The sequence below is a fragment of the Streptomyces sp. Go-475 genome (genome assembly GCF_003330845.1).
Lineage (GTDB): Bacteria > Actinomycetota > Actinomycetes > Streptomycetales > Streptomycetaceae > Streptomyces.
In genome coordinates this window covers 1687203-1712500 of sequence record NZ_CP026121.1, presented here as the reverse complement: position 1 = coordinate 1712500, position 25298 = coordinate 1687203, and the positions used below count along the sequence as shown (strand labels likewise).

The window sequence follows — 25298 nt, the reverse complement described above, 5'->3', positions numbered from 1 at the left end:
AGCCAAACTCCGAATGCCGGTAAGTGAGAGCGCGGCAGTGAGACTGTGGGGGATAAGCTCCATGGTCGAGAGGGAAACAGCCCAGAGCATCGACTAAGGCCCCTAAGCGTACGCTAAGTGGGAAAGGATGTGGAGTCGCAGAGACAACCAGGAGGTTGGCTTAGAAGCAGCCACCCTTGAAAGAGTGCGTAATAGCTCACTGGTCTAGTGATTCCGCGCCGACAATGTAGCGGGGCTCAAGCGTACCGCCGAAGTCGTGTCATTGCGATATATACCCCCAACGGGGATCGTGATGGGTAGGGGAGCGTCGTCTGCCGGGTGAAGCAGCCGTGTAAGCGAGTTGTGGACGGTTGACGAGTGAGAATGCAGGCATGAGTAGCGATTCACACGTGAGAAACGTGTGCGCCGATTGACTAAGGGTTCCTGGGTCAAGCTGATCTGCCCAGGGTAAGTCGGGACCTAAGGCGAGGCCGACAGGCGTAGTCGATGGATAACCGGTTGATATTCCGGTACCCGCTGTGAAGCGTCAAACATCGAATCCAGTGATGCTAAGCCCGTGAAGCCGTTCCGGACCCTTCGGGGAAAGGAAAGTGGTGGAGCCGGTGACCCGATCTGGTAGTAGGTGAGTGATGGGGTGACGCAGGAAGGTAGTCCAGCCCGGGCGGTGGTTGTCCCGGGGTAAGGGTGTAGGACGTCAGGTAGGCAAATCCGCCTGGCAATAGTCTGAGACCTGATGCCGAGCCGATTGTGGTGAAGTGGATGATCCTATGCTGTCGAGAAAAGCCTCTAGCGAGTTTTATGGCGGCCCGTACCCTAAACCGACTCAGGTGGTCAGGTAGAGAATACCGAGGCGTTCGGGTGAACTATGGTTAAGGAACTCGGCAAAATGCCCCCGTAACTTCGGGAGAAGGGGGGCCACATCCGGTGACGGGCTTTGCGCCCTGAGCTGGGGGTGGCCGCAGAGACCAGCGAGAAGCGACTGTTTACTAAAAACACAGGTCCGTGCGAAGCCGTAAGGCGATGTATACGGACTGACGCCTGCCCGGTGCTGGAACGTTAAGGGGACCGGTTAGCTCAGATTCGTCTGGGCGAAGCTGAGAACTTAAGCGCCAGTAAACGGCGGTGGTAACTATAACCATCCTAAGGTAGCGAAATTCCTTGTCGGGTAAGTTCCGACCTGCACGAATGGCGTAACGACTTCTCGACTGTCTCAACCATAGGCCCGGTGAAATTGCACTACGAGTAAAGATGCTCGTTTCGCGCAGCAGGACGGAAAGACCCCGGGACCTTTACTACAGTTTGATATTGGTGTTCGGTTCGGCTTGTGTAGGATAGCTGGGAGACTGTGAAGCTTGGACGCCAGTTCAGGTGGAGTCGTCGTTGAAATACCAGTCTGGTCGTGCTGGATGTCTAACCTGGGTCCGTGATCCGGATCAGGGACAGTGTCTGATGGGTAGTTTAACTGGGGCGGTTGCCTCCTAAAGGGTAACGGAGGCGCCCAAAGGTTCCCTCAGCCTGGTTGGCAATCAGGTGTTGAGTGTAAGTGCACAAGGGAGCTTGACTGTGAGACCGACGGGTCGAGCAGGGACGAAAGTCGGGACTAGTGATCCGGCGGTGGCTTGTGGAAGCGCCGTCGCTCAACGGATAAAAGGTACCCCGGGGATAACAGGCTGATCTTCCCCAAGAGTCCATATCGACGGGATGGTTTGGCACCTCGATGTCGGCTCGTCGCATCCTGGGGCTGGAGTCGGTCCCAAGGGTTGGGCTGTTCGCCCATTAAAGCGGTACGCGAGCTGGGTTTAGAACGTCGTGAGACAGTTCGGTCCCTATCCGCTGTGCGCGTAGGAGTCTTGAGAAGGGCTGTCCCTAGTACGAGAGGACCGGGACGGACGAACCTCTGGTGTGCCAGTTGTTCTGCCAAGGGCATGGCTGGTTGGCTACGTTCGGGAGGGATAACCGCTGAAAGCATCTAAGCGGGAAGCCTGCTTCGAGATGAGGACTCCCACCTCCTGGAGAGGGTAAGGCTCCCAGTAGACGACTGGGTTGATAGGCCGGATATGGAAGCACGGTAACGTGTGGAGTTGACCGGTACTAATAGGCCGAGGGCTTGTCCTCAGTTGCTCGCGTCCACTGTGTTAGTTCTGAGACAACGAACAGTTGTCGGCTTTGAGCAGAACAAACAATTGAAGAGTGTGCTTGTTCGCTCGAAACCATTAGGGTTTCGGTGGTTATAGCGTAGGGGAAACGCCCGGTTACATTCCGAACCCGGAAGCTAAGCCTTACAGCGCCGATGGTACTGCAGGGGGGACCCTGTGGGAGAGTAGGACGCCGCCGAACAATCTTTGGAAGGACCCCTGGTCACCAGCGTTCAGCTGGGACCAGGGGTCCTTTTGTTTTGCACTGCGCGCTGGGCACCCGGCTGCGCGAGAATGACTTGCGGTACCGAAGACAGGAGTCACCATGTCCACCAACTCTCCCGACGACCGACCGGAGCGCGACCAGCGGCGACGGGAGGGGGACCGGAGCGACCGCGGCGGACAGCGCGGAGACCGTGGCGACCGTGGCGGCTTCCGCCGCGACGGCGACCGTGGTGGCTACGGGCGTCGCGAAGGCGACAGGGGGGACCGAGGCGACCGGGGCGACCGCGGTGGCTTCCGGCGTGACGACAACCGTGGTGGCGGGTACGGCCGGCGCGACGACCGTGACCGCGGGCCGCGCCGAGACGACCGTGACCGGGGTGGATTCCGCCGCGACGATCGCGGTGACCGCCCCGCCTTCCGGCGCGACGACCGTGGCGAGCGCCGGGACGACCGCCGTGACGACCGTGGTGGCTTCCGTCGCGACGACAACCGCCGCGACGACAACCGCGGCGGTGGCTACGGCCGGCGCGACGATCGCCGTAGCGATGTCCGCCGGGGAGACGACCGTGGGCCGCGCGGTGGCTTCCGACGGGACGACCGCCGTGACGATCGCCGTGACGACCGTCGGGATGACAGGCGCGACGACCGTCGTGACGACAGGCGCGAGGGTGACCGCGGTGGATTCCCCCGCCGTGACGACCGTGGCGAGCGCCGCGACAACCGTGACCGTGGCTTCCGTAGCGACGAGCGCGGGGATCGTGGCGGCTTCCGGCGGGACGACCGGCGTGATGACCGGCGGGACGACCGTCGTGACGATCGCGGCGGTTTCCGTGGGCGGGACGAGCGCCGTGGTGACGACCGCGGGGACCGTGGCGGCTTCCGGCGCGACGACAGCGGTCGGGGCGGGCGTACCGGCTACCGCCGCGATGACGGACCTCGCACCGATCGCGGTGAGTTCCGGCGCGACGACAACCGCGGTGACCGCCGTGACGATCGCGGCGGCTTCCGCGGCCGGGACGACCGTGGCGGGCGCGGGCCCCGGCGCGACGACCGCGGTGGGCGGCCCGGGGGCTTCCGGGGCCGTGACGACAGGCGCGACGACAGGCGGGGCGGCGGCCGGTTCCGTGAGGAGCGCGAGCGGGACAGGGAGCCGATCAAGCGGCTGCCGATCCCCGAGGACGTCACGGGCGACGAGATCGACAAGGACGTGCGGCAGGAGCTGCAGAGCCTGCCCAAGACGCTCGCGGACGACGTCGCCAGGAACCTGGTGATGGTCGCGCGGCTCCTCGACGAGGACCCCGAGGGCGCCTACGCCTACTCCAGGATCGCGCTGCGGCTGGCGTCGCGGGTCGCCGCCGTGCGCGAGGCCGCCGGGTTCGCCGCGTACGCCAACCAGAAGTACGGCGAGGCGCTGGCCGAGTTCCGGGCCGCCAAGCGGATGACCGGGAACATCGACCTGTGGCCCGTCATGGCCGACTGCGAGCGTGGGCTCGGGCGGCCCGAGAAGGCGCTCGACATGGCCGGCGCGCCCGAGGTGCACAAGCTCGACAAGGCCGGGCAGGTCGAGATGCGGCTCGTCGCTGCCGGTGCGCGGCGGGACATGGGGCAGCTGGACGCGGCCATCGTGACGCTGCAGAGCCCGGAGCTGGCCTCCAACTCCGTGCAGCCCTGGACCGCGCGGCTGCGGTACGCGTACGCCGACGCGCTGCTGGCCGCCGGGCGGGAGAGCGAGGCGCGGGAGTGGTTCGCGAAGGCCGTCGAGGCCGACCGGGACGGCAGCACGGACGCCTCGGACCGGCTCGCCGAGCTGGACGGGGTGGAGTTCGTGGACGCCCTCGCCGAGGACGAGAACGAGAGTGCGAGTGAGAGCGGGGACGTGTCCTCGGAGGAGAAGGACTGACGTCAGGTGACGTAGAGGGGGCGGAACCCGACCGGGGTCCGCCCCTCACGCGTGTCAGAGGTCGAGTGCGCGCAGGACCAGGCCCGACGCCGGCTTCGGGCCGAACGACGTGGACTTGCGGGGCATCGTCACGCCCTGCCGGGCCAGGTCGCGGACGACCTCCTCGCGGACCGGGTGCATCAGCACCGCCGTACCGCCGTCGCGTTCCGCCTTCGCGACCGTGGCGGCCGTGTCGTGGATGTAGGCGACGCGGTCGGGGGAGTCCTCGGGGATGTGCCAGACGTGGTCGAGGAGCGTGGTGTGCAGCACCGTCGCGTCGAGGGTGCGCCACGCGGCGGGGCGGTCGGCGGGGACCGTGCGGGCCAGGAGGTCCGGGTCCGGTTGGTCGACGAGGTGGAAGGAACCGTCGCCGGCCAGCAGGAACGCGTTGCCCGCGCAGGCCGCGTCCGCCAGTGCCTCCAGGGCCTCGGGCAGCGGGACGTCGAGGCGGTGGACGCGGAAGCGGCCGTCCAGGGCGGCCACGGCGGCGTCGACCGGCAGGCCGTGCAGCAGGCGGTGGATGGCGCGGACCCGGAGGGGGTAGCGGGCCGTGTCGACCAGGAGGACCAGGCCGTGGTCCCAGGGGCTGGGGGAGGGGTGTTCCGCGCGGAGGCGGCGGTAGGTCGCCCAGCGGTGGTGGCCGTCGGCGATGAGTGCCTGGTGGCGGGCCAGGTCCCTCTGGATCGTGGCCACGTCGGCGGGGGAAGTGAGCGACCACAGGCGGTGGCTGAAGCCGTCCTCCGTGGTGGTGGCGAGCAGCGGAGGCCGGTCGGCGGTGCGCTCGATCAGGTCCGCGGTGGCGGTCGCCGAGTCGTCGCCGCGGTAGGTCAGCAGCAGCGGTTCGAGGTTCGCGGAGGTGGCCCGCATGAGGGCCGCGCGGTCGGCGACGACGTGCGGCATGACGTCCTCGTGCGGCAGGACCACCTGCTCGGCGGGGTCCGACACGCGCAGCGCGCCGATGATGCCGCGCTGCAGCATGCCGTCGCCGTCGCGCTGCTCGTAGACGTACAGGCCGGGGTCGGGGTCGGTGGTCAGGACGCCCTCGGACAGCCAGCGGCGCAGCGTGACGGCGGCCTGTTCGTTGCGGGCGCTGGGCGTGGCGGCCTGGGGGAGGATCAGGCGGACGATGTTGTGCGGGTCGGAGGACTCGAGGTGGTGCAGGCCGTCGGGGCGGACCACGACGTCGTACGGCGGAGATGTGACGGCGGCAAGGCTGCCGACCCGGTCGGGGTCGTAACGAAGGCCTCGGAACGGGGTGAGTTCCAGGCCTCGGTGCGCCGTTGCCGCCGAGTGACCTGCTGTGTTCATCCCGGCATCGTACGGGTGTCAGTGGCATGGGGGATGATCGGGGGAAAGCCGTCGAACGAGGAGCGATGCGGGATGAGCCGGAGCGTCAGGACGAGGCCCGAGGGCAGTGGGCAGGCCCTGAGCGAGGCGTACGACACGGCGCTGCTCGATCTGGACGGCGTGGTCTACGCGGGCGGGAGCGCGATCGCGCACGCGGTCGAGTCGCTGGCGGCGGCCCGGGCCGGCGGGATGCGGCTGGCGTACGTCACCAACAACGCGCTGCGCACCCCCGGCACGGTGGCCGAGCATCTGACCGAGCTGGGAATACCCACGGGCGCTGACGACGTCATCACCTCGGCGCAGGCGGTCGCGCGGCTGATCAGCGAGCAAGTGCCGCAGGGCGCCCGGGTGCTGGTGGTCGGCGGGGAGGGGCTGCGGGTGGCCCTGCGCGAGCGCGGGCTGGTGCCCGTCGAGTCGGCGGACGACGATCCGGCGGCGGTGGTGCAGGGATACGGCGGGCCCGAGCTGCCCTGGGGCCGGTTCGCCGAGGCATCCTATGCCGTCGCGCGGGGCGTGCCCTGGTTCGCGTCCAACACCGACCTGACGATTCCGAGCGGGCGCGGCATCGCCCCGGGCAACGGCGCGGCGGTGGAGGTCGTCCGGATCGCCACGGGCGCCGAGCCGCAGGTCGCGGGGAAGCCGCTGCCGCCGATGCACCGGGAGACGATCCTGCGGACGGGGGCGGAGCGGCCGCTGGTCGTCGGGGACCGGCTGGACACGGACATCGAGGGCGCGTTCAACGGAGAGGTCGACTCGCTGCTCGTCCTGACCGGCGTGACCGACGGGGCGCAGCTGCTGGCCGCGCCGCCGCAGCACCGGCCGACCTATGTGGACGCCGACCTGCGCGGGATGCTCAGCGGCCAGCCGGACGTCGTCGCCGTGGGCGACGGCGGGTTCCGGTGCGGAGGCTGGACGGCGACGGCCGGCGCGGACCGCCTGGAGCTCGACGGGGACGGCGAAGCCCTGGACGGCCTGCGCGCCTTGTGCGCGGTGGCCTGGACGGCAGCCGGCGACGGTGGGTGCGAGCTGGACGGGGCCAAGGCGCTGGCGCGGCTGGGGTTCTGACGGCCGGTTGGATGTGAGGGATCGCGGGCACGCTGGAGCGAGGCGTCCCAGGAGCCGTCAGGATCCGACATCGTGATCGAATGCGAGGGTAGGCTAACCTAACTGCGTGTTGGTCGAGAGTCCCCCTGAACAGCGCGCGGAGACTGCCCCCGCGCCCCCGACCCGACGGGCGGTACGAGCCTTCGGGCTGCTCCTGTCCGTCGCGATCCTCGTGCTCGTCGCGCTGGCGAGCATCGCGATCGGAGCGAAAGAGCTGTCCCTCGGGCAGGTCTGGCACGGCTTGTTCGAGGATGCGGGGACGTACGGCGACGTCGTCGTCGCGGAGCGGCTGTCGCGGACCGTGCTCGGGCTGCTCGCCGGTGCCGCGCTCGGCCTGGCCGGGGCGGTCCTGCAGGCCCTCACCCGCAATCCGCTGGCCGATCCCGGACTGCTCGGCATCAACGCGGGCGCGTCCGCCGCGGTCGTCACGGCCATCACGTACCTCGGGATCACCTCGCTCAGCGGCTACGTCTGGTTCGCGTTCTTCGGCGCGGCCGCGGTCGGGGCGCTGGTCTGGTTCCTCGGCGGCAGCCGGGGCGCGACACCGGTACGGCTCGCCCTCGCGGGCACGGCGATCAGCGCCGCGCTCTACGGCTACCTCCAAGCCGTGATGATCATGGACGACGCGGCGCTCGGCAAGATGCGCTTCTGGACGATCGGTTCGCTGTCCGCGGCGAACGACTCGACCATCACGCAGGTCCTGCCGTTCCTGCTGGCCGGCATGGTCCTCGCGCTGGCCCTCGCCCGGCCGCTCAACGCCATGGCCATGGGCGACGACACCGCCAAGGCGCTCGGCGCCGACCTCAACCGGACGCGGGCGCTGTCCATGCTGGCCGCGACCGTGCTGTGCGGGGCCGCGACCGCAGCCTGCGGGCCGATCGTGTTCGTCGGGCTGATGGTGCCGCACGTCGTGCGCTCCTTCACCGGGCCCGACCTGCGCTGGATCCTGCCGTACGCGGCGATCCTGTCGCCCGTGCTGCTGCTCGGCGCCGATGTCATCGGCCGGATCGTGGCCCGGCCCTCGGAACTCCAGGTGGGCATCGTCACCGCGATCCTCGGCGGACCGGTGTTCATCTACCTCGTACGACGGCGGAGGACGGCGCAGCTGTGAAGACCACCAACCGTGCTCTGCGGACCCCCGGCGGGCTCTCCGTGCGCCTGGACGTACGGGCCTTCACCGTCGTGCTCCTGCTGCTGGTCGCGGCGCTCGTGGCCAGTGTCGTGCTCATCGGCACCGGCGACTTCCCGATCCCGGCCGCCGACGTGCTCAGGACGCTCGTGGGCGACGGCAACGCGGGCCAGGAGTTCATCGTCAACGAACTGCGGCTGCCGCGGGTCCTGGTCGGGCTGCTGGTCGGCGCCTCGCTCGGACTCGGCGGCGCGCTGTTCCAGTCCATCTCCCGCAATCCGCTGGGCAGTCCGGACGTGCTCGGCCTCGGCCAGGGCGCGGCGGCCGGCGCGCTCACGGTGATCGTGCTGTTCTCCGGCAGCGCGAACGAGGTGGCCGTCGGCGCGCTCGTGGGCGGCCTGGCGACCGGGCTCGCCATCTACGTCCTCGCCTGGAAGCGGGGCGTGCACGGCTACCGGCTGGTGCTGGTCGGCATCGGCGTCTCCGCGATCGTCACCGCCGTCAACGGCTATCTGCTCACCAAGTCCGACCTGGTGGACGCGGCCCGCGCCGTCGTGTGGATGACCGGGTCCCTCGACGGCCGTGACTGGGCCCAGGTCTGGCCGCTGCTCGCGCTGTGCGCCGTGCTCGTGCCGCTCGTCCTCGTCAACGCACGCGGGCTGCGGCTGATGGAGATGGGCGACGACGTGTCGTACGCCCTCGGCGTGCGGGTGGAGCGCGTGCGGCTGCTGCTGATGGTGGCGGCCGTGCTGCTCACCGCGTCCGCGACCGCCGCCGCCGGCCCCGTCAGCTTCGTGGCGCTCACCGCGCCGCAACTGGCCCGGCGCCTGACCCGCTCGCCCGGCCCGAACCTGCTGCCGTCCCTGTGCATGGGCGCCGCGCTGCTGGTCACCGCCGACTGGGCCTCGCAGCGGGCGTTCGGCGCCGAGCAACTGCCCGTGGGCGTGGTCACCGGCGTGCTCGGCGGTGTCTACCTGCTGTGGCTGCTGGTCACCGAACGCAGGGCGGGGCGGATATGAGCACCGGCACCGGCGTGGGCACGAACGCCGAGCGCAGCATCAGCAGCGGGCTGAACAACCGAAGGAGCACCGTGAACCGTCTGTCCGCCGAGAACGTCACCCTCGCCTACGACCAGCGGGTCATCGCCGAGCAGTTGTCGGTGGAGATACCCGACCACTCCTTCACCGTGATCGTCGGCCCCAACGCGTGCGGCAAGTCGACGCTGCTGCGGGCGCTGTCGCGGATGCTCAAGCCGAGCGAGGGCCGGGTGCTGCTCGACGGGCAGGTCATCCAGTCGATGCCCGCGAAGAAGGTCGCGCGCACCCTCGGCCTGCTCCCCCAGTCGTCCATCGCGCCCGACGGCATCACCGTCGCCGATCTCGTCGGCAGGGGCCGCTACCCGCACCAGGGCATCCTGCGCCAGTGGTCCACCGAGGACGAGCGGGTCGTCCAGGAGTCCATGCGGCAGACCGGCGTCGCCGAGCTCGCCGACCGCTACGTCGACGAGCTGTCCGGCGGCCAGCGCCAGCGGGTGTGGATCGCCATGGCGCTAGCCCAGCAGACCCCGCTGCTGCTGCTCGACGAGCCGACGACGTACCTGGACATCCAGCACCAGATCGACGTGCTGGACCTGTGCGCGGAGCTGCACGAGGAGCAGGGGCGCACGCTCGTCGCCGTGCTGCACGACCTGAACCACGCCGCCCGCTACGCCACCCACCTCATCGCCCTGCGCGAGGGCAGGGTCATCGCGCAGGGCGCGCCGAACGACATCGTCACGGCCGAGCTGGTAGAGGAGGTCTTCGGGCTGCGCTGCCAGGTCATCGACGACCCGGAGACGGGCACGCCGCTGATCGTGCCGGCGGCGCGGAAGGCCCGGATCAGGGACGCGGCGGGGGCGGAGTCCGAGGCCCGCGCGGAGAAGGTCGCCGCTACAGAAGCTTCCTGAGGCGGAGCAGGTCCCGCAGCCCCGCGTGCAGCTTCACCCGGCCCGAGCCCCAGGCGGCGGCGAAGTTCAGCTCGCCGTCGACCAGGGCCACCAGGTCGTCGCCGGTCATGGCCAGTCTGATCTCGGCCTTGCCGGGCGGCGGCCCCGGCACCGTGTCGTGCACCTCGATCCGCCCGCCCCGCATCCGGCCGGCGAAGGTGACGTCCAGGTCCGTGATGTGGCAGCTCACCGAGCGGTCCAGGGCCGCGGCCTCGCGGGCGTCCCCTTCGGCGCGCTGCATGTTGTCCGAGAGCTTGTCGAGTGCGCTGCGGCACTCCTCGATCGTGGCCATCGCGCTCGACGGTACCGCAGCCGTTCGCGGTAGCGTCGGGGCATGGACGACGCAGTTCCCGAGACCCCGGCGGTGGCGGAGGAAGAAGCCACGCACGAGGCGTACGACCCCGCCGCCCCCGCTCCCCTGAACGTGCCCCGCACCCCCACCGGCGACGCCGACGTGGACGCGGCCCTGGACCGGCTCGGTGACGCGGACCACCTCGCCACGGACGGGCACCTCGAGGTGTACGAGGATGTACACCGGGGGCTGCGCGACGCGCTGACCGCGCTCGACGTACGCCCGGGACCTCCGGCGCCCCCCTCGCCGCCTGGACCGAGGAGCTGAACCGAACGTGGCAGGAGTCGCACGCCGCCGTCTGGACGCGGAGCTGGTCCGCCGGAAGCTCGCGCGCTCGCGTGAGCATGCCGGCCAGCTGATCGCCGCCGGGCGCGTCTCCGTCGGCAAGACCGTCGCGACCAAGCCCGCCACGCAGGTGGAGACGGCCGCGGCGATCGTCGTCGCGGCCGACGAGAACGACCCCGACTACGTCTCGCGCGGCGGCCACAAGCTCGCCGGCGCGCTGGAGGCGTTCGTGCCGCAGGGGCTGACCGTCGAGGGGCGCAGGGCGCTCGACGCCGGCGCGTCCACCGGCGGTTTCACCGACGTCCTGCTGCGCGCGGGCGCCGCCCACGTCGTCGCCGTCGACGTCGGATACGGACAACTCGCCTGGTCCCTTCAGAACGATGAACGCGTCACCGTCAAGGACCGTACGAACGTACGCGAGTTGACGCTTGAAGCGATCGATGGGGAGCCTGTGGATCTTGTCGTGGGGGATTTGTCCTTCATCCCGCTCGGGCTGGTCCTGCCCGCCCTGGTGCGGTGCGTGAAGCCGGACGCCGACCTGGTGATGATGGTCAAGCCGCAGTTCGAGGTGGGGAAGGAGCGGCTGGGCAGCGGGGGAGTCGTACGCAGCCCCCAGCTGCGGGCCGAAGCGGTCCGGGGGGTGGCCGAGAAGGCCTGGGGCCTGGGGCTCGGCGCGAAGGGCGTGACGGCCAGTCCGCTGCCCGGGCCGTCGGGGAATGTCGAATACTTCTTGTGGCTGCGGGCCGGGGCACCGGAACTGGACCCGGCCGACGTTGACCGTGCAGTGGCGGAGGGGCCGCGTTGACCGAGAACCGAGCTCGTACTGTTTTCCTGCTCGCCCACACGGGGCGGCCCGCCGCCGTGCGCAGTGCCGAGCTCGTCGTGAAGGGGCTGCTGCGCTCCGGCCTCGGCGTCCGCGTCCTGGAGGCCGAGGCGCGCGACCTGCCGCTGCCGGACGAGGTGGAGCTGGTCAAGGAGGCGACCCCGCAGTGCCTCGACGGCTGCGAGCTGCTCATCGTGCTCGGCGGCGACGGCACGCTCCTGCGCGGCGCGGAGTTCGCGCGGGCGTCGGGCGTGCCGATGCTCGGCGTCAACCTGGGGCGGGTCGGGTTCCTCGCGGAGGCCGAGCGGGACGACCTCGACAAGGTCGTCGACCGGGTGGTGACCAAGGCGTACGAGGTCGAGGAGCGGATGACCGTCGACGTCGTGGTGCACCGCAACGGGGACATCGTGCACACGGACTGGGCGCTGAACGAGGCGGCCGTGCAGAAGGTGTCCGCCGAGCGGATGCTGGAGGTCGTCCTGGAGATCGACGGGCGGCCGGTGACCGGGTTCGGCTGTGACGGGATCGTGCTGTCGACTCCGACCGGGTCGACCGCGTACGCCTTCTCGGCGGGCGGGCCGGTGGTGTGGCCGGAGGTCGAGGCGCTGCTGATGGTGCCGATCTCCGCGCACGCGCTGTTCGCGAAGCCGCTCGTGACATCGCCGGATTCTGTGTTGGCTGTGGAGGTTCTGCCCCACATTCCGCCGGGGGTCCTGTGGTGTGACGGGCGGCGGACCGTGGAGTTGCCGCCGGGGGCGCGGGTCGAGGTGCGGCGCGGGGCCGTGCCGGTGCGGCTGGCTCGGCTGCACCACGCGTCCTTCACCGACCGGCTGGTGGCGAAGTTCGCGCTGCCTGTTTCCGGGTGGCGCGGGGCTCCTCATTAGCGTGGTTGCTCGCTGTCGGCGGGTGCGGGCCGCCTGTGGCTGGTCGCGCAGTTCCCCGCGCCCCTGAACCACGATCCACTCTCGTGGGTGACAGAGGCAGGCCAGTCGCAATCCGTGGCCCGGACCTCGTAAGGTCGTGTCCGTGTTGGAGGAGATGCGGATACGGTCGCTCGGTGTGATCGACGACGCCGTCGTCGAGCTGTCGCCGGGGTTCACCGCGGTCACCGGTGAGACGGGTGCGGGCAAGACCATGGTGGTCACCAGCCTGGGATTGCTGCTGGGCGGCCGGGCCGACCCGGCGCTCGTACGGACCGGGGCCGGGAAGGCCGTCGTGGAGGGTCGGATCACCGTCTCCCCGGACGACACGGCCGCCCTGCGCGCCGAGGAGGCCGGGGCCGAGCTCGACGACGGGGCCCTGCTGATCAGCCGTACCGTTTCGGCCGAGGGGCGTTCCCGAGCGCACCTGGGTGGACGCAGCGTGCCCGTGGGCGTGCTGGCCGAGCTCGCCGACGAGCTGGTGGCCGTGCACGGGCAGACCGACCAGCAGGGGCTGCTCAAGCTGTCCCGGCAGCGGCAGGCGCTCGACCGGTACGCGGGCGACGCGGTCGCCGTGCCGCTGGCCAAGTACGGCGAGGCGTACAAGCGGCTGCGGGCCGTCTCCGCCGAGCTCGACGAGATCACCACGCGCGCGCGGGAACGGGCCCAGGAGGCCGACATGCTGCGCTACGGCCTCGACGAGATCGCCGCCGTCGAGCCCCGGGCCGGTGAGGACGTGGAGCTGGCCGAGGAGGCCGAGCGGCTCGGGCACGCCGAGGCCCTGGCGTCCGCCGCCGCGGCCGCGCACGCCGCCCTGGCGGGCAATCCGGAGGACCCCGAGGGCGTCGACGCCGGGACGCTCGTCGCGGGCGCCCAGCGGGCCCTGGACGCCGTACGGTCGCACGACCCGGCGCTGGCCGCGCTCGCCGACCGCATCGGCGAGATCGGGATCCTGCTGCGCGACGCGGCGGGGGACCTGGCCGGGTACGCCGACGACCTGGACGCCGATCCGCTGCGGCTGGCGGCCGTCGAGGAGCGGCGGGCCGCGCTCACCGGGCTGACCAGGAAGTACGGCGAGGACATCGCCGCCGTGCTGGCCTGGGCGGAGAACGGCGCGGCCCGGCTGACCGAACTCGACGGCGACGACGAGCGGATCGGGGAGCTGACCGCCGAGCGGGACGCGCTCCGTGCCGAACTGGGCGGGCTCGCCCAGGCGTTGACGGACGCGCGGACGGAGGCCGCCGAGCGGTTCGCCGCCGCCGTGACCGCCGAACTGGCCTCGCTGGCCATGCCGCACGCGCGCGTGTCCTTCGACATCCGGCAGACCGAGGACCCCGACGGCGTGGAGGTCGGCGGGCGGCCCGTCGCCTACGGGCCCGCCGGTGTGGACGAGGTGGAGCTGCTGCTGGCCCCGCACCCGGGCGCGCCGCCCCGGCCGATCGCCAAGGGCGCCTCCGGCGGTGAGCTGTCCCGCGTGATGCTGGCCGTGGAGGTCGTGTTCGCGGGGACGGATCCCGTGCCGACGTACCTCTTCGACGAGGTCGACGCCGGGGTCGGCGGCAAGGCGGCGGTCGAGATCGGCCGGCGGCTCGCGCGCCTGGCGAAGAGCGCGCAGGTCGTGGTCGTGACGCATCTGCCGCAGGTGGCCGCCTTCGCCGACCGGCAGTTGCTGGTCGAGAAGACGAACGACGGGTCCGTGACCCGCTCCGGCGTCAAGGTCCTGGAAGGGGAGGACCGGGTGCGGGAGCTGTCCCGGATGCTCGCCGGCCAGGAGGACTCGGAGACGGCCCGGGCGCACGCGGAGGAGTTGCTGGCGACGGCCCGGGCGGACCTGTAGCCGACGGGTGGACCAGGCCGGGCGGGTCGCCCAACTTCACTCGTGTGGGTGACCCGGCCCGGCGCATTCCCCCGCTGCCGCGCCGCACGGTCGCGCCGCCGGGGTTCGGGCGTTCCCGGAACCCCCGTATGTCCTGGCATCCTTGGCGGAGTACGCGTGGGAAACCGCGTCGTGACCGCCCGACCCGAACCAGGAGCCCGGCCACGTGACCCCCGTGAGCAGCCACTCACCGCCTGGCCAGTCCCCGCTGCGCACCGTGCAGGTGCTGGGCGGAGGCAACGCCGCCAGCAGTGCGCATGTCCGCTCGCTGGCCGCGGGGCTCGTCGCCAGGGGCGTGAAGGTCACGGTGTGCGCCCCTTTCGAGGCGGATCGCGCCTATGACTTCAGCGGCGTCGGGGCCGACCATGTGCACGTGCCGCGCAGCAGCGACCCGGTGTCGGTGGCGGCGCTGCGGGCGGCCTGCGCGAACGCCGATCTGGTGCACGCGCACGGGCTGCACGCCTCCTTCCGTACCGTCCTCGCCCTCAGCGGGCGGCGCGTGCGGACCCCGCTGGTGGTGACGTGGCACGACCGGGCGCACGTCGACGGTGCGCGTGCCCAGCTGCTGAAGGTGCTGGAGCGGCGGGTCGTGAAGGCGGCCACCGTCGTGCTGGGGACGACGTCGGCGCTCGTGGACCGGGCCCGGCGGACGGGCGCGCGGGACGCGCGGCTCGCGGCCGTCGCGCTGCCCGGCCCCCGCCGGCCCGTGGAACCCGACGACCCCGACCGGCTGCGGCCCAAGGTCCGCGCCGAACTCGGCGCGATCGGACGGCCGTTGCTCATGGCCGTCGGCTCCCTGGAACGCCACCGCGGGTACGACGTACTGCTGGACGCGGCGCGCGTGTGGCGCCGCCTCGACCCGGTTCCCCTGGTCGTGATCGCCGGGGAGGGGCCGCTGCGCGGCGAACTCCAGGGGCGGATCGAGGAGGAGGGGCTGCCGGTCCGGCTCATCGGGCGGCGCGACGGCGTCACCGACCTGCTCGCCGCCGCCGACCTCGCGCTGCTGCCGAGCCGCTGGGAGGCCCGCTCCGTCCTCGCCCAGGAGGCGCTCCACGCGCGCGTGCCGCTCGTCGCGACCGACGTCGGCGGCATCCCCGAACTCGTCGGCGACGCGGCCGAACTCGTGCCGTACGGCGACGCGAAGGCTCTGGCGGACTCCGTCGTACGCCTGCTCGGCGACCCCGCCCGCCGGGAGCTGCTGAAGGAAAAGGGCGCCCGGCAGGCGGCGAGCTGGCCGACCGAGGACGAGACGGTCGCCCAGGTCCTCAGTGTGTACGACGAGTTGACCCAGCCCCGGCCCCTGACGTGAAAGACCCAGCCCCGGCCCCTGACGTGAAAGACCCAGCCCCGGCCCCTGACGTGAAAGACCCAGCCCCGGCCCCTGACGTGAAAGACCCAGCCCTGGTCCCTCACGTGAAAGCCCTAGGGGACGTGTCTGCGGGCCCGTAGCGCCAGGCTCAGGGCCAGGACCGTCTGCGGATCGTCCAGGTCCGTGCCCAGCAGCTCCCCGATGCGCGCCAGCCGGTTGTACAGGGTCTGCCGGTTGAGGTGCAGCTCCCGGGCCGTCTCCGCCTTGCGTCCCGCGTGGGCGAGGTAGGTCGTCAGGGTGGGCAGCAGCGGCGGGCGGGAGCGGCGGTCGTGGTCCAGCAGCGGGCCGAGCGCCCGGTCGACGAAGGCGGCCAGGTCCGGGTGGTCGCGCAGCCGCCACAGCAGCAGGTCGATGTCCAGGCGGCGGGCGTCGAACCAGGGCCGGTCCGGCAGGCCCTGCGCCGCCGCGGCCGTCTCGGCGGCGTGCCGCAGCCCCGAGGCCGCCGCCGTCCAGCCGCCCGCCACTCCCACGACCACCACGGGCGGCGGCGCGCCCGGCCGCAGCATCCCGGCCCGCTCCACACCGGCCCGCAGCGCCGTCGCGACCCGGTCCGCGACCGTCGCCCGCTCCGACTCCGAGCGCAGCCCCAGCAGCACCGGCACCCGGCCCTCCACCGGCCGCACCCCGAGCAGCACCGGCACGCCCACCGCCGCCAGCTCCTCGGAGACCGCCCGGGCCAGCACGGCCCAGCCTCCCCCCGGCGACAGCGCGTCCCCCAGCCGCATGACCACCGGCAACAGTGGCCCCTCGCCCGGCCGGAAGCCCAGCACGCGCGCCTGCGCCGGGGCGTCCTGAGCCGTGACCCGGCCCTCGGCGAGGTCCGTGAGGAAGTCGCCGCGGCCGCGCGCCGCCAGTTCCTCCTCCTGCCGCGCCTGCATCAGCACCACGGCCAGGATGCCCGCCGCCCGCTCGGCCGCCATGCGGTGCACGGGCGCCAGGGGAGTCCGCACGGGCAGCAGGACGAGACGCGCGCGGACGCCCCCGCTGCCGGGTCCGCCGCCCGGCACGTCCACGAGGAGCGAGCCCGCGAGCGGCGGCTCGTCCTTGTGCTGCCCGCGCAGCCCCTCCCACACCTGGAGCGGGTCCGCGCCCTCGGGACCGGCCCCGGCGGCGTACAGCAACTGCCCGTCGGCCGTCTCCAGGAAGACCGGGTTGCCGCCGAAGTCGGCCAGGATGCCGAGCACCTGGGGCACTCCGCCGCCGCCCAGCAGGACCTCCGTGCAGCGGCGGTGCACCTCCTCGGCCCGCTGGAGCAGCGCGTAGTGGCCGTTGACGATCTCGGTGTGGATCTCCTCCGTGACGGTGACGAACGGCACTTCGCGGTGCAGCTGGACGAGCGGCAGTCCGGCCGAGCGGGCCGTGTCGACCAGCGCCGCGGGGAGCCGGGTGAAGCGCGGGCCGAGTTCCACGACCAGGGCGGCGATGCCGCGCTCGGCCAGCGTGCGCACGAACGCCCGCTGCTCGGCCGGGCGGGCGCCGAGGCCGTAGCCCGTGGTCAGCAGCAGCTCGCCGCCCTTGAGCAGCGAGGCGATGTGCGGCACCTCGCCCGCGTGCACCCAGCGCACGGTGCGCCCGAGCCGGTCGGCGCCCGCCAGCACCTCGGGCAGCCCGCTGCGCAGCCCCGGCAGCTCCAGCGCCCGCTGCACGGTGATCCCGGCGCCCTGGGTGTCGTACGCGCTGCCCGTCCCGCTGTCCATGGGCCGGACGCTACCCGCGCGGGTGCCTCCCGGACATCTCCGCGGCCGCCCGGGGGCGATCACGTCCGGGATTACCGCGTGATCGTCCGGGTACGGGCGCCGTCATGGACATCAGCGTGGTCGCCGTGGGGCGGGAAGACGACAGTCCGGTCGAGGAGCCGTTGCGGGTCGCCGTGCTCGCGGACCGGCTCGGTTACCGGGAGGTGTGGGCGGGCGAGGGCCCGACGTGGGACTCGTTCGTCCTGGCGACGGCGATCGGCGCGGCCACACGACAGGCCACGCTGACGGCCGGGCCCGTGCCGGTGAACGTGCGCGACCCGCTCACCGTCGTCCGGGGCGCCGCGTCCACCGCGGCCGTCACCGGCCGACCCGTCGGGGTCGCCCTGGGCACCTCCAGCAAGCGGGTCGTCGAGGGCGTGCACGGCCGGCCGCGCACCCGGCCCGCCGCCACCCTGGAGGAGTCGGCCGCGGTGGTGCGCGCGCTGATGGACAGCGTGCCGGGCGAGCCGGTCGTGCCCGGCAGCGGCTTCCCGCGCCGGCTGCCGCCGCCCGGGGGGATGCTCACCGTGGCGGCCTTCGGCGAGCGCGCCGTCGCCACGGCCGTCGCCCACGCCGACCGGATGCTGCTCGACCTCGTCTCCCCGGAGCAGGTCCGCATGCTGCGGGCGCGGATGCTCGCGGCCGCCGAGCGGGCGGGCCGTACGCCCCCGCGGCTGGCCGCCTGGCTGCCCGCCGCCGTCGACCCGGAGCCCGAGTCGCTCCGGCAGATCCTGCGCAGCGTCGTCGGCTACCTCGCCGTGCCGGGCTACAGCGACATGTTCGTCGACGCCGGGTTCGCCGAGGTCGTCGAGCTGGCCGCCAAGGGCGCCGACCGGGACACCCTGCTGCGGGCACTGCCGCCCGAGGCCGCGGGCACGGTCGGCCTCGTCGGCGACGCCGGCACGGTCCGCGCCCGCGTCGACGCCTACGCGGAGGCCGGTCTCGACGAGATAGCCCTCGTCCCGGCCACGGCGGGCGACCCGGCGGGGGAGCGCACGCTCACGGCCCTCAAGCCGGAGTGACGCTCCCAGCGCCTCCGCTCAGCCGCCGTACGCGCCCGAGGCCGTCAGCCGCAGCGCCGTGTCGATGAGCGGCACGTGGCTGAAGGCCTGCGGGAAGTTGCCCACCTGGCGCTGCAGGCGCGGGTCCCACTCCTCGGCCAGCAGACCGAGGTCGTTGCGCAGGGACAGCAGCTTCTCGAACAGCTTGCGGGCCTCGTCCACGCGGCCGATCATCGCCAGGTCGTCGGCCATCCAGAACGAGCAGGCGAGGAACGCGCCCTCGTCACCGGGCAGGCCGTCGACGCCCTCGTCGCCGCCCGAGGTCGGGTAGCGCAGGATGAAGCCGTCCGGCGTGGACAGCTCCCGCTGGATCGCCTCGATCGTGCCGATGACCCGCTTGTCGTCCGGCGGCAGGAAGCCCATCTGCGGGATCAGCAGCAGCGAGGCGTCCAGCTCCTTCGAGCCGTACGACTGCGTGAACGTGTTGCGCTCCTTGTCGTAGCCCTTCTCGCACACGTCCCGGTGGATGTCGTCGCGCAGTTCCTTCCAGCGCTCCAGCGGGCCGTCGGCGTCGCCGGACTCGATCAGCTTGATCGTGCGGTCGACGGCGACCCAGGCCATGACCTTGGAGTGCACGAAGTGGCGGCGCGGGCCGCGCACCTCCCAGATGCCCTCGTCCGGGTCCTGCCAGTGGTCCTCCAGGTATCGGATCAGCTTCAGCTGGAGCAGCGAGGCGTAGTCGTTGCGCGCGAGGCCCGTCATGTGGGCCAGGTGCAGGGCCTCGGTGACCTCGCCGTAGACGTCCAGCTGGAGCTGGTGCGCGGCGCCGTTGCCGACGCGGACCGGGGTGGAGCCCTCGTAGCCCGGGAGCCAGTCCAGCTCCGCCTCGCCGAGCTCGCGCTCGCCGGCGATGCCGTACATGATCTGCAGGTTCTCCGGATCGCCGGCGACCGCCCGCAGCAGCCACTCGCGCCAGGCGCGGGCCTCCTCGCGGTAGCCGGTGCGCAGCAGCGAGGACAGGGTGATCGCCGCGTCGCGCAGCCACGTGTAACGGTAGTCCCAGTTGCGGACGCCGCCGATGTCCTCCGGCAGGGAGGTGGTCGGCGCGGCGACGATGCCGCCGGTCGGGGCGTACGTCAGGGCCTTCAGCGTGATCAGCGAGCGGACCACGGCCTCGCGGTACGGCCCGTGGTACGTGCAGTGGTCGACCCACTCGCGCCAGAAGTCCTCCGTCGCTTCCAGCGACTGCTCCGGCTCGGGCAGCGGCGGCGGCTCCTTGTGCGAGGGCTGCCAGGAGATCGTGAACGCGATCCGGTCACCCGGAGCGACCGTGAAGTCGGCGTACGTGGTGAGCGACTTGCCGTAGGTCTCGGCGGATGTGTCGAACCACACGGAGTCCGGGCCCGCCACGGCCACCGTGCGCCCCTCGTGCTTGTGCACCCACGGCACCACCCGCCCGTAGGAGAACCGCATCCGCAGCGCCGAGCGCATCGGCACGCGGCCCGAGACGCCTTCCACGATCCGGATCAGCTGCGGGGCGCCGTCACGCGGCGGCATGAAGTCGGTCACCCGGACCGTGCCCCGCTGGGTGTCCCACTCGGACTCCAGGATCAGCGAGTCGCCGCGGTAGCTGCGCCGGGCGGCGGTGGGGGGCTCCTGGTCGGAGGCGTAGGCGGGGCCGAGCCGCCAGAAGCCGTGCTCCTCGTTGCCCAGCAGGCCGGCGAAGATGGCGTGCGAGTCGAAGCGGGGCAGGCACAGCCAGTCGACTGTCCCGTCCCGGCAGACCAGGGCAGCGGTCTGCATGTCTCCGATGAGTGCGTAGTCTTCGATGCGCCCGGCCACGTGCAACTCCAGTCGAACGGCCACGTCACCCCACGAGGGGGCTGTCGCTAGTGCGGTCAAGGGGGGTTTTCGGCAAGTCTTGCAGTGCGTCGTTGAGCGATGAAGCAAAACAGGTCGCTCTGCCGTGATGCAAAGCGCCAATTGTTGCTCAACGAACTGACGAGCTCACGTTGTTCCGGTACTCACGGGCGGTGGGTGGTGCCGTTGGGCCGGCCGGGCTCGGCAGCGAGTGTCCGAGCAGGATACGACGCACGCAGATGATGTGTGTGCCGCTCCGGGCAAGGCGAGTACGCCGAACGAGTGAGCAACGGGTGAGAGACCGGTGTGGGCGATCGCCTCCGTGTCGGCGCGTGCGCGGAGCGTGGCCGGAAGCCATCCCCCCGAGGCGCTGATACGCTGGTAGCCCGTGGACCGGTGGGCCCCTTCCCGACAGGGAACCCCCGAACCGCAGCGACGGCACCCCGGAGATTTCCGGCGGGCAGCCGCACCGCACCCCCAGACCGCGACCACGGGAGCCCCGTCTTGGCCATGCCGCCCGCCGCTTTTCGTAACTCGACGACCAAGCACATCTTCGTCACCGGGGGTGTCGCCTCCTCGCTCGGCAAGGGCCTGACGGCCTCCAGCCTCGGCATGCTGCTCAAGGCCCGCGGTCTGCGCGTCGTGATGCAGAAGCTCGACCCGTATCTCAACGTCGACCCCGGCACGATGAACCCCTTCCAGCACGGTGAGGTGTTCGTCACCAACGACGGCGCCGAGACCGACCTGGACATCGGCCACTACGAGCGCTTCCTCGACCGCGACCTCGACGGCTCCGCGAACGTCACCACCGGCCAGGTGTACTCCACCGTGATCGCCAAGGAGCGGCGCGGCGAGTACCTGGGCGACACCGTGCAGGTCATCCCGCACATCACCAACGAGATCAAGCACCGCATCCGCCGCATGGCGACGGACGAGGTCGACGTCGTGATCACCGAGGTCGGCGGCACGGTCGGCGACATCGAGTCGCTGCCGTTCCTGGAGACCGTCCGCCAGGTCCGGCACGAGGTCGGCCGTGACAACGTCTTCGTCGTCCACATCTCGCTCCTGCCGTACATCGGCCCTTCGGGTGAGCTGAAGACGAAGCCCACCCAGCACTCGGTCGCGGCCCTGCGCAACATCGGTATCCAGCCGGACGCGATCGTGCTGCGCTGCGACCGCGAGGTGCCCACCGCGATCAAGCGGAAGATCTCGCTGATGTGCGACGTCGACGAGGCCGCCGTCGTCGCCTGCCCCGACGCCCGCTCGATCTACGACATCCCGAAGACCGTGCACGGCGAGGGCCTGGACGCCTACGTGGTCCGCAAGCTGGACCTGCCGTTCCGGGACGTCGACTGGACGACCTGGGACGACCTGCTCGACCGCGTCCACAACCCGGACCACGAGGTCACCCTCGCCCTGGTCGGCAAGTACATCGACCTGCCCGACGCCTACCTGTCGGTCACCGAGGCGCTGCGCGCCGGCGGCTTCGCCAACCGCGCCCGCGTGAAGATCAAGTGGGTCACCTCCGACGACTGCAAGACCCCGGCCGGTGCCGCGGCGCAGCTCGGCGACGTCGACGGCATCTGCATCCCCGGCGGCTTCGGCGACCGGGGTGTGCTCGGCAAGGTCGGCGCGATCAAGTACGCCCGCGAGAACAAGATCCCGCTGCTCGGCCTCTGCCTCGGCCTCCAGTGCATCGTGATCGAGGCGGCGCGCAACCTGGCCGACATCTCCGACGCCAACTCCACCGAGTTCGACCCGGCGACCGCCCACCCGGTCATCTCCACGATGGCCGAGCAGCTCGACATCGTCGCCGGTGAGGGTGACATGGGCGGCACCATGCGGCTCGGCATGTACCCGGCGAAGCTGGCCGAGGGTTCGATCGTGCGCGAGGTGTACGACGGCAAGGAGTACGTCGAGGAGCGCCACCGGCACCGCTACGAGGTGAACAACGCCTACCGCGCCGAGCTGGAGAAGAGGGCGGGCATCCTGTTCTCCGGCACCTCGCCGGACGGCAAGCTCGTCGAGTACGTCGAGTACCCGCGCGACGTCCACCCGTACCTGGTCGCGACCCAGGCGCACCCGGAGCTGCGCTCGCGCCCGACGCGTCCGCACCCGCTGTTCGCCGGGCTCGTCAAGGCCGCGGTCGAGCGGAAGACTTCGAAGTAACACACCAGTTGTACGGTGGCCGGGGTGCATCCCTTCAAAGGGTGTGCGCCCCGGTTTCGTTTCGGCAGGTCGCGCAGGGCGCGTGGAAGGACAGGCATGACGATCAAGGACACTCCCGAGGAGTGGGAAGTCCGGGCGACGGACACGCCCTTCGTGGGCAACAAGACCTCCGTCCGGACCGACGACGTGGTCATGCCCGACGGCACGGTGGTCGGCCGTGACTACCAGGTCCACCCCGGCTCCGTCGCCGTCCTCGCCCTCGACGAGGCCGACCGCGTCCTGGTCCTGCGCCAGTACCGCCACCCCGTGCGCCACAAGCTGTGGGAGATCCCGGCCGGGCTGCTCGACGTCCCCGGCGAGAACCCGCTGCACGCGGCGCAGCGCGAGCTGTACGAGGAGGCGCACGTCAAGGCCGAGGACTGGCGGGTGCTGACCGACGTCTACACCACGCCCGGCGGCTGCGACGAGGCCGTGCGGATCTTCCTCGCGCGTGATCTGTCCGAGGCGGAGGGGGAGCGCTTCGCGGTCGAGGAGGAAGAGGCCGACATGGAGCTCGACCGGGTGCCGGTCGAGGACCTCGTGCGGGGTGTCCTGGCGGGGGAGCTGCACAACAACTGCCTCGTCGTCGGCGTGCTGTCGCTGGTGGCCGCGCGGGCCGGGGACGGCCTTGACGCGCTGCGGCCGGCGCAGGCGCCGTGGCCGGCTCGTCCGTTCGAGGCGTAGCGCTCCGCTGGAGATGCAGGGAAGGTCGTCGGTCGGGTGCGGCTTTCGCCGTGGCTGGTCGCGCGGTTCCCCGCGCCCCTTTCGGGGCGCGATCTTGACGCTGTCAGTCCTACGATCTGCTGATCCGATCAGGCGATGCCTCCGCCGCGCTCCACCCGGAACGTTGCAGAGCGTGAACTAGGCTCTGGGACACGCCCGAACCGGAGTCCCGGCGGGCTTGCGTGTGCGGTGGGACGGGAGTGTGGCCCGTGACGGATCAGGTCGTGGAGACAGGCGACGTGCGGCTGACCGGACGCGCTGCCGGGGAGAACCGGTTCCTGGGCCGCACACGGGAGTTGAAGGAACTGCGCGCCGACATCGAGCGCGCCGGACTGGACACCCTGGCGGGCCGCAAACCGCCACGCGCCCGTGTCCTGCTCATCGCCGGCCGCCCCGGCTCGGGCCGCACCGCACTCGCCGAGGAACTCGTACGGCAGGTCGCGGACCGTTACCCGGACGGGGTGCTGCGCGCCCGCCTCACCGACCCGGACGGCGCCCCCGTACCCGTCGAGCGCGCCGCCCGCGACCTGCTCACCGCCCTGGACGAGGAGGCCCCGGCCGGGGCTTGCGAGGACGACCTCAGCGACGCCCTGCGCGCCGCCCTCGCCGACCGCCGGGCCCTGCTCCTGCTGGACGACGCGGCCGACGCCGAGCAGGTCGACGCCCTGCTGCCCGACGCCCCGGACTGCCTGGTCGTCGCGGTCTCCGAGGGCCCCCTGACCGGTATCTCGGACGTCCGCCCCTGCACGCTGGGCGGCCTGGACGCCAAGTCCGGGGTGGAGCTGCTGTCCCGGCACACCGGCTCGGTCCGCATCACCGTCGACCCCCGGGCCGCCGAGGGCCTCGCCGAGGAGTGCCAGGGGCAGCCGGCCGCGCTGACGCTGGCCGGCGGCTGGCTCGCCGCGCGCCCCAAGGCGGCTGTCTCCGACCTCGCCAAGCAGCTGCGCGCCGAGGAGCCCGAGGGGACCGCCCTGACCCGGGTCTTCCGCCTCGCCTACGCCGCGCTGCCCGCCACCGCCGCCCGGATGCTGCGCCTGCTCGCCCTCGCCCCGGCCGGACTGGTCGACCCGCAGGTCGCCTCCGCGCTCGTCGGCTGCTCGGTCGGCACCGCCCGCACCACCCTCGACGACCTGGTCGCCCTCGGCTTCCTGCACGCCGTGGACTCGCCGCTGCCGCAGTACGAGGTGCCCGGCTGCCTGCACCCCCTGCTCCGCGCCCTCGCCAGGCACCACGAGCGCCCGGCCGAGCTCCAGCTGGCCCGCGCCCGCATGCTGGAGCGGACCGTACGGCTGCTCCAGGCCTGCCGCGCGATCACCGAGACCGACAGCCCCCAGGCGCGGCAGAAACTCCTCGACATGCCGCGCGCCCTGCGCTTCCCCACCCCCCGGGCGGCGGCCGACTGGCTGCGCCTGACCCGGCCCGCCCTGCTGGCCGCGGCCCGGCTCGCGGTCGCCGACGGCGAGCTGGACACCCTGGCCCGGCGGCTGATGTCCCAGCTGGTGCGGGCGATGGTCGCCCACATCGGCACCCAGGCGGCGGCGCCCGACCTGTACGACATCCACAGCCTGGTCCTCGACATCGCCGAGCGCCGCGACCTGCCCCGGGAGCGGGCCGCCGCCCTGCTGAACCTCGGCGACCTCGACGCCCGCACCGGCCGCACGGCCGACGCCCTGGCGCGCTACCGGGCCGCGCTGGACGCCGGACGCGAGGTGAACGACCCGTATGCGACCGGCCGCGCGATGGAATCCGTAGGGGGCGCGCACCTGGAGCTCGGCGACTTCGACCGGGCCGCCGACTGGTTCGGCCGGGCCCTGACCGAGCGGCTGGCCCGGGGCGAGCGCGCCGACGCCGCCCGGCTGTACGGGCGGATCGCCGCCGCCCACACCTACGCGGGCCGCTACGGCGAGGCCCTGCGGAACTGGCGCTCGGCGATCGCCGGGCACCGCCGGTGCGGCGACGTGGCCGCCCAGGCGCGGGCGTTGAGCGAGCTGGCGCGGGTCCAGGAGTACGCGGGCCGGCCCGAGGAGTCGCTGCGCACCTGCCGGGAGGCCGTGGAGTGGGCGCGGCGGGCCGAGGACACGCGGTTGCAGGCCGCGCTGCACCTGCGGGTCGCCGACACCCTCGAACACCTCGGGGACCCCGCGTCGGCCGGGCTGCACCGGGGCGCCGCCGAGCGGCTCCTCGGCGACTCAAACCTTCAAACGGAACCCGACGCCTGCGAAATCCGTACCGCATCGGCTGAAGATTGATGCAATGAAAGGCTAGACAGCGGGAACACCTTC

At 72.0% G+C, this 25298-nt stretch carries 19 protein-coding genes and 2 rRNA genes (1 of these 21 only partly in view); 17 read left to right on the top strand and 4 right to left on the bottom strand.

Annotated elements, in window-relative coordinates; all coding sequences use genetic code 11:
• From C1703_RS07805 to C1703_RS39205, 4 genes are all read left to right on the top strand, one after another.
• Positions 1-2115 (top strand): 23S ribosomal RNA (locus C1703_RS07805) (it extends 1006 nt beyond the left edge of the window).
• Positions 2116-2220: 105 nt separating this feature from the next.
• Positions 2221-2337 (top strand): 5S ribosomal RNA (gene rrf / locus C1703_RS07800).
• A gap of 223 nt (positions 2338-2560) precedes the next feature.
• Positions 2561-3631 carry a hypothetical protein gene (locus C1703_RS39210; RefSeq protein ID WP_198678497.1) on the top strand — a complete coding sequence of 357 codons (1071 nt, stop codon included), beginning with the start codon at positions 2561-2563 and terminating at the stop codon, positions 3629-3631.
• Positions 3523-4260: a tetratricopeptide repeat protein gene (locus C1703_RS39205; RefSeq protein ID WP_198678408.1), complete on the top strand. Its 738-nt coding sequence runs from the start codon at positions 3523-3525 to the stop codon at positions 4258-4260. Before C1703_RS39210 ends, C1703_RS39205 begins: the two co-directional genes overlap by 109 nt.
• 54 nt (positions 4261-4314) lie before the next feature.
• On the opposite strand, the gene C1703_RS07790 is transcribed toward C1703_RS39205, so the two are convergent.
• A complete protein-coding gene (locus tag C1703_RS07790) occupies positions 4315-5607 on the bottom strand; it encodes a DUF1015 domain-containing protein (RefSeq protein WP_114251205.1) in 1293 nt (430 codons plus the stop codon).
• A gap of 72 nt (positions 5608-5679) precedes the next feature.
• Between C1703_RS07790 and C1703_RS07785 the strand changes: the two genes are divergently transcribed.
• From C1703_RS07785 to C1703_RS07770, 4 genes are all read left to right on the top strand, one after another.
• Positions 5680-6711: an HAD hydrolase-like protein gene (locus C1703_RS07785; RefSeq protein ID WP_114251204.1), complete on the top strand. Its 1032-nt coding sequence runs from the start codon at positions 5680-5682 to the stop codon at positions 6709-6711.
• Between the two features lie 106 nt (positions 6712-6817).
• Positions 6818-7861, top strand: coding sequence for an iron chelate uptake ABC transporter family permease subunit (locus C1703_RS07780; RefSeq protein WP_114251203.1), 1044 nt, complete (start codon positions 6818-6820; stop codon positions 7859-7861).
• A complete protein-coding gene (locus C1703_RS07775) occupies positions 7858-8898 on the top strand; it encodes an iron chelate uptake ABC transporter family permease subunit (protein ID WP_114251202.1) in 1041 nt (346 codons plus the stop codon). The genes C1703_RS07780 and C1703_RS07775 overlap by 4 nt, the downstream gene beginning before the upstream one ends.
• The gene (locus C1703_RS07770; protein ID WP_114251201.1) at positions 8895-9824 is read left to right on the top strand and encodes an ABC transporter ATP-binding protein; all 930 of its coding nucleotides are present in this window, start codon (positions 8895-8897) and stop codon (positions 9822-9824) included. The genes C1703_RS07775 and C1703_RS07770 overlap by 4 nt, the downstream gene beginning before the upstream one ends.
• Here the strand turns inward: C1703_RS07770 and C1703_RS07765 are convergent.
• A complete protein-coding gene (locus C1703_RS07765; protein ID WP_114251200.1) occupies positions 9808-10155 on the bottom strand; it encodes an SCP2 sterol-binding domain-containing protein in 348 nt (115 codons plus the stop codon). The two genes, C1703_RS07770 and C1703_RS07765, sit on opposite strands and share 17 nt — an antisense overlap.
• A 42-nt stretch (positions 10156-10197) precedes the next feature.
• Here C1703_RS07765 and C1703_RS07760 point away from each other — a divergent pair, with 42 nt between their 5' ends.
• The 5 genes from C1703_RS07760 to C1703_RS07740 all read left to right on the top strand — a co-directional run bounded on the left by C1703_RS07760 (position 10198) and on the right by C1703_RS07740 (position 15428).
• Positions 10198-10482 (top strand): hypothetical protein, encoded by a 285-nt coding sequence (locus C1703_RS07760; protein WP_114251199.1) that lies wholly within the window; start codon positions 10198-10200, stop codon positions 10480-10482.
• A 7-nt stretch (positions 10483-10489) separates the two neighbouring features.
• Positions 10490-11305 carry a TlyA family RNA methyltransferase gene (locus C1703_RS07755; protein ID WP_114251198.1) on the top strand — a complete coding sequence of 272 codons (816 nt, stop codon included), beginning with the start codon at positions 10490-10492 and terminating at the stop codon, positions 11303-11305.
• Positions 11302-12207, top strand: a complete 906-nt coding sequence (locus C1703_RS07750) for an NAD kinase (RefSeq protein ID WP_114251197.1) — start codon at positions 11302-11304, stop codon at positions 12205-12207. Before C1703_RS07755 ends, C1703_RS07750 begins: the two co-directional genes overlap by 4 nt.
• 154 nt (positions 12208-12361) lie before the next feature.
• Positions 12362-14080 (top strand): DNA repair protein RecN, encoded by a 1719-nt coding sequence (gene recN, locus C1703_RS07745; protein WP_114251196.1) that lies wholly within the window; start codon positions 12362-12364, stop codon positions 14078-14080.
• A gap of 205 nt (positions 14081-14285) precedes the next feature.
• Positions 14286-15428 carry a glycosyltransferase family 4 protein gene (locus tag C1703_RS07740; protein WP_114251195.1) on the top strand — a complete coding sequence of 381 codons (1143 nt, stop codon included), beginning with the start codon at positions 14286-14288 and terminating at the stop codon, positions 15426-15428.
• 113 nt (positions 15429-15541) lie between these two features.
• On the opposite strand, the gene C1703_RS07735 is transcribed toward C1703_RS07740, so the two are convergent.
• Positions 15542-17185 (bottom strand): PucR family transcriptional regulator, encoded by a 1644-nt coding sequence (locus C1703_RS07735; RefSeq protein ID WP_114251194.1) that lies wholly within the window; start codon positions 17183-17185, stop codon positions 15542-15544.
• A 104-nt stretch (positions 17186-17289) separates the two neighbouring features.
• Between C1703_RS07735 and C1703_RS07730 the strand changes: the two genes are divergently transcribed.
• Positions 17290-18246, top strand: coding sequence for an LLM class F420-dependent oxidoreductase (locus C1703_RS07730; RefSeq protein ID WP_114251193.1), 957 nt, complete (start codon positions 17290-17292; stop codon positions 18244-18246).
• An 18-nt stretch (positions 18247-18264) separates the two neighbouring features.
• Here C1703_RS07730 and C1703_RS07725 read toward each other — a convergent pair whose 3' ends face one another.
• Positions 18265-20067, bottom strand: a complete 1803-nt coding sequence (locus C1703_RS07725) for a glycoside hydrolase family 15 protein (protein ID WP_114251192.1) — start codon at positions 20065-20067, stop codon at positions 18265-18267.
• A 528-nt stretch (positions 20068-20595) separates the two neighbouring features.
• Here C1703_RS07725 and C1703_RS07715 point away from each other — a divergent pair.
• From C1703_RS07715 to C1703_RS07705, 3 genes are all read left to right on the top strand, one after another.
• A complete protein-coding gene (locus C1703_RS07715; RefSeq protein ID WP_114251191.1) occupies positions 20596-22254 on the top strand; it encodes a CTP synthase in 1659 nt (552 codons plus the stop codon).
• A 96-nt stretch (positions 22255-22350) separates the two neighbouring features.
• Positions 22351-22977, top strand: coding sequence for an NUDIX hydrolase (locus C1703_RS07710; RefSeq protein ID WP_114251190.1), 627 nt, complete (start codon positions 22351-22353; stop codon positions 22975-22977).
• Positions 22978-23225: 248 nt separating this feature from the next.
• On the top strand, positions 23226-25265 hold the full coding sequence (locus C1703_RS07705; protein ID WP_198678111.1) for a tetratricopeptide repeat protein: 2040 nt from the start codon (positions 23226-23228) through the stop codon (positions 25263-25265).
• Positions 25266-25298: the final 33 nt, after the last annotated feature.

What these genes read in the sequence shown, in the direction of transcription:
- C1703_RS07735 (WP_114251194.1), bottom strand. Translation starts at nt 17,185, where the DNA reads ATGGACAGCGGGACGGGCAGCGCGTACGACACCCAGGGCGCCGGGATC.
- C1703_RS07790 (WP_114251205.1), bottom strand. Translation starts at nt 5,607, where the DNA reads ATGAACACAGCAGGTCACTCGGCGGCAACGGCGCACCGAGGCCTGGAA.
- C1703_RS07730 (WP_114251193.1), top strand. Translation starts at nt 17,290, where the DNA reads ATGGACATCAGCGTGGTCGCCGTGGGGCGGGAAGACGACAGTCCGGTC.
- C1703_RS07770 (WP_114251201.1), top strand. Translation starts at nt 8,895, where the DNA reads ATGAGCACCGGCACCGGCGTGGGCACGAACGCCGAGCGCAGCATCAGC.
- C1703_RS07765 (WP_114251200.1), bottom strand. Translation starts at nt 10,155, where the DNA reads ATGGCCACGATCGAGGAGTGCCGCAGCGCACTCGACAAGCTCTCGGAC.
- C1703_RS07785 (WP_114251204.1), top strand. Translation starts at nt 5,680, where the DNA reads ATGAGCCGGAGCGTCAGGACGAGGCCCGAGGGCAGTGGGCAGGCCCTG.
- C1703_RS07710 (WP_114251190.1), top strand. Translation starts at nt 22,351, where the DNA reads ATGACGATCAAGGACACTCCCGAGGAGTGGGAAGTCCGGGCGACGGAC.
- C1703_RS07760 (WP_114251199.1), top strand. Translation starts at nt 10,198, where the DNA reads ATGGACGACGCAGTTCCCGAGACCCCGGCGGTGGCGGAGGAAGAAGCC.
- recN (WP_114251196.1), top strand. Translation starts at nt 12,362, where the DNA reads ATGCGGATACGGTCGCTCGGTGTGATCGACGACGCCGTCGTCGAGCTG.
- C1703_RS07715 (WP_114251191.1), top strand. Translation starts at nt 20,596, where the DNA reads ATGCCGCCCGCCGCTTTTCGTAACTCGACGACCAAGCACATCTTCGTC.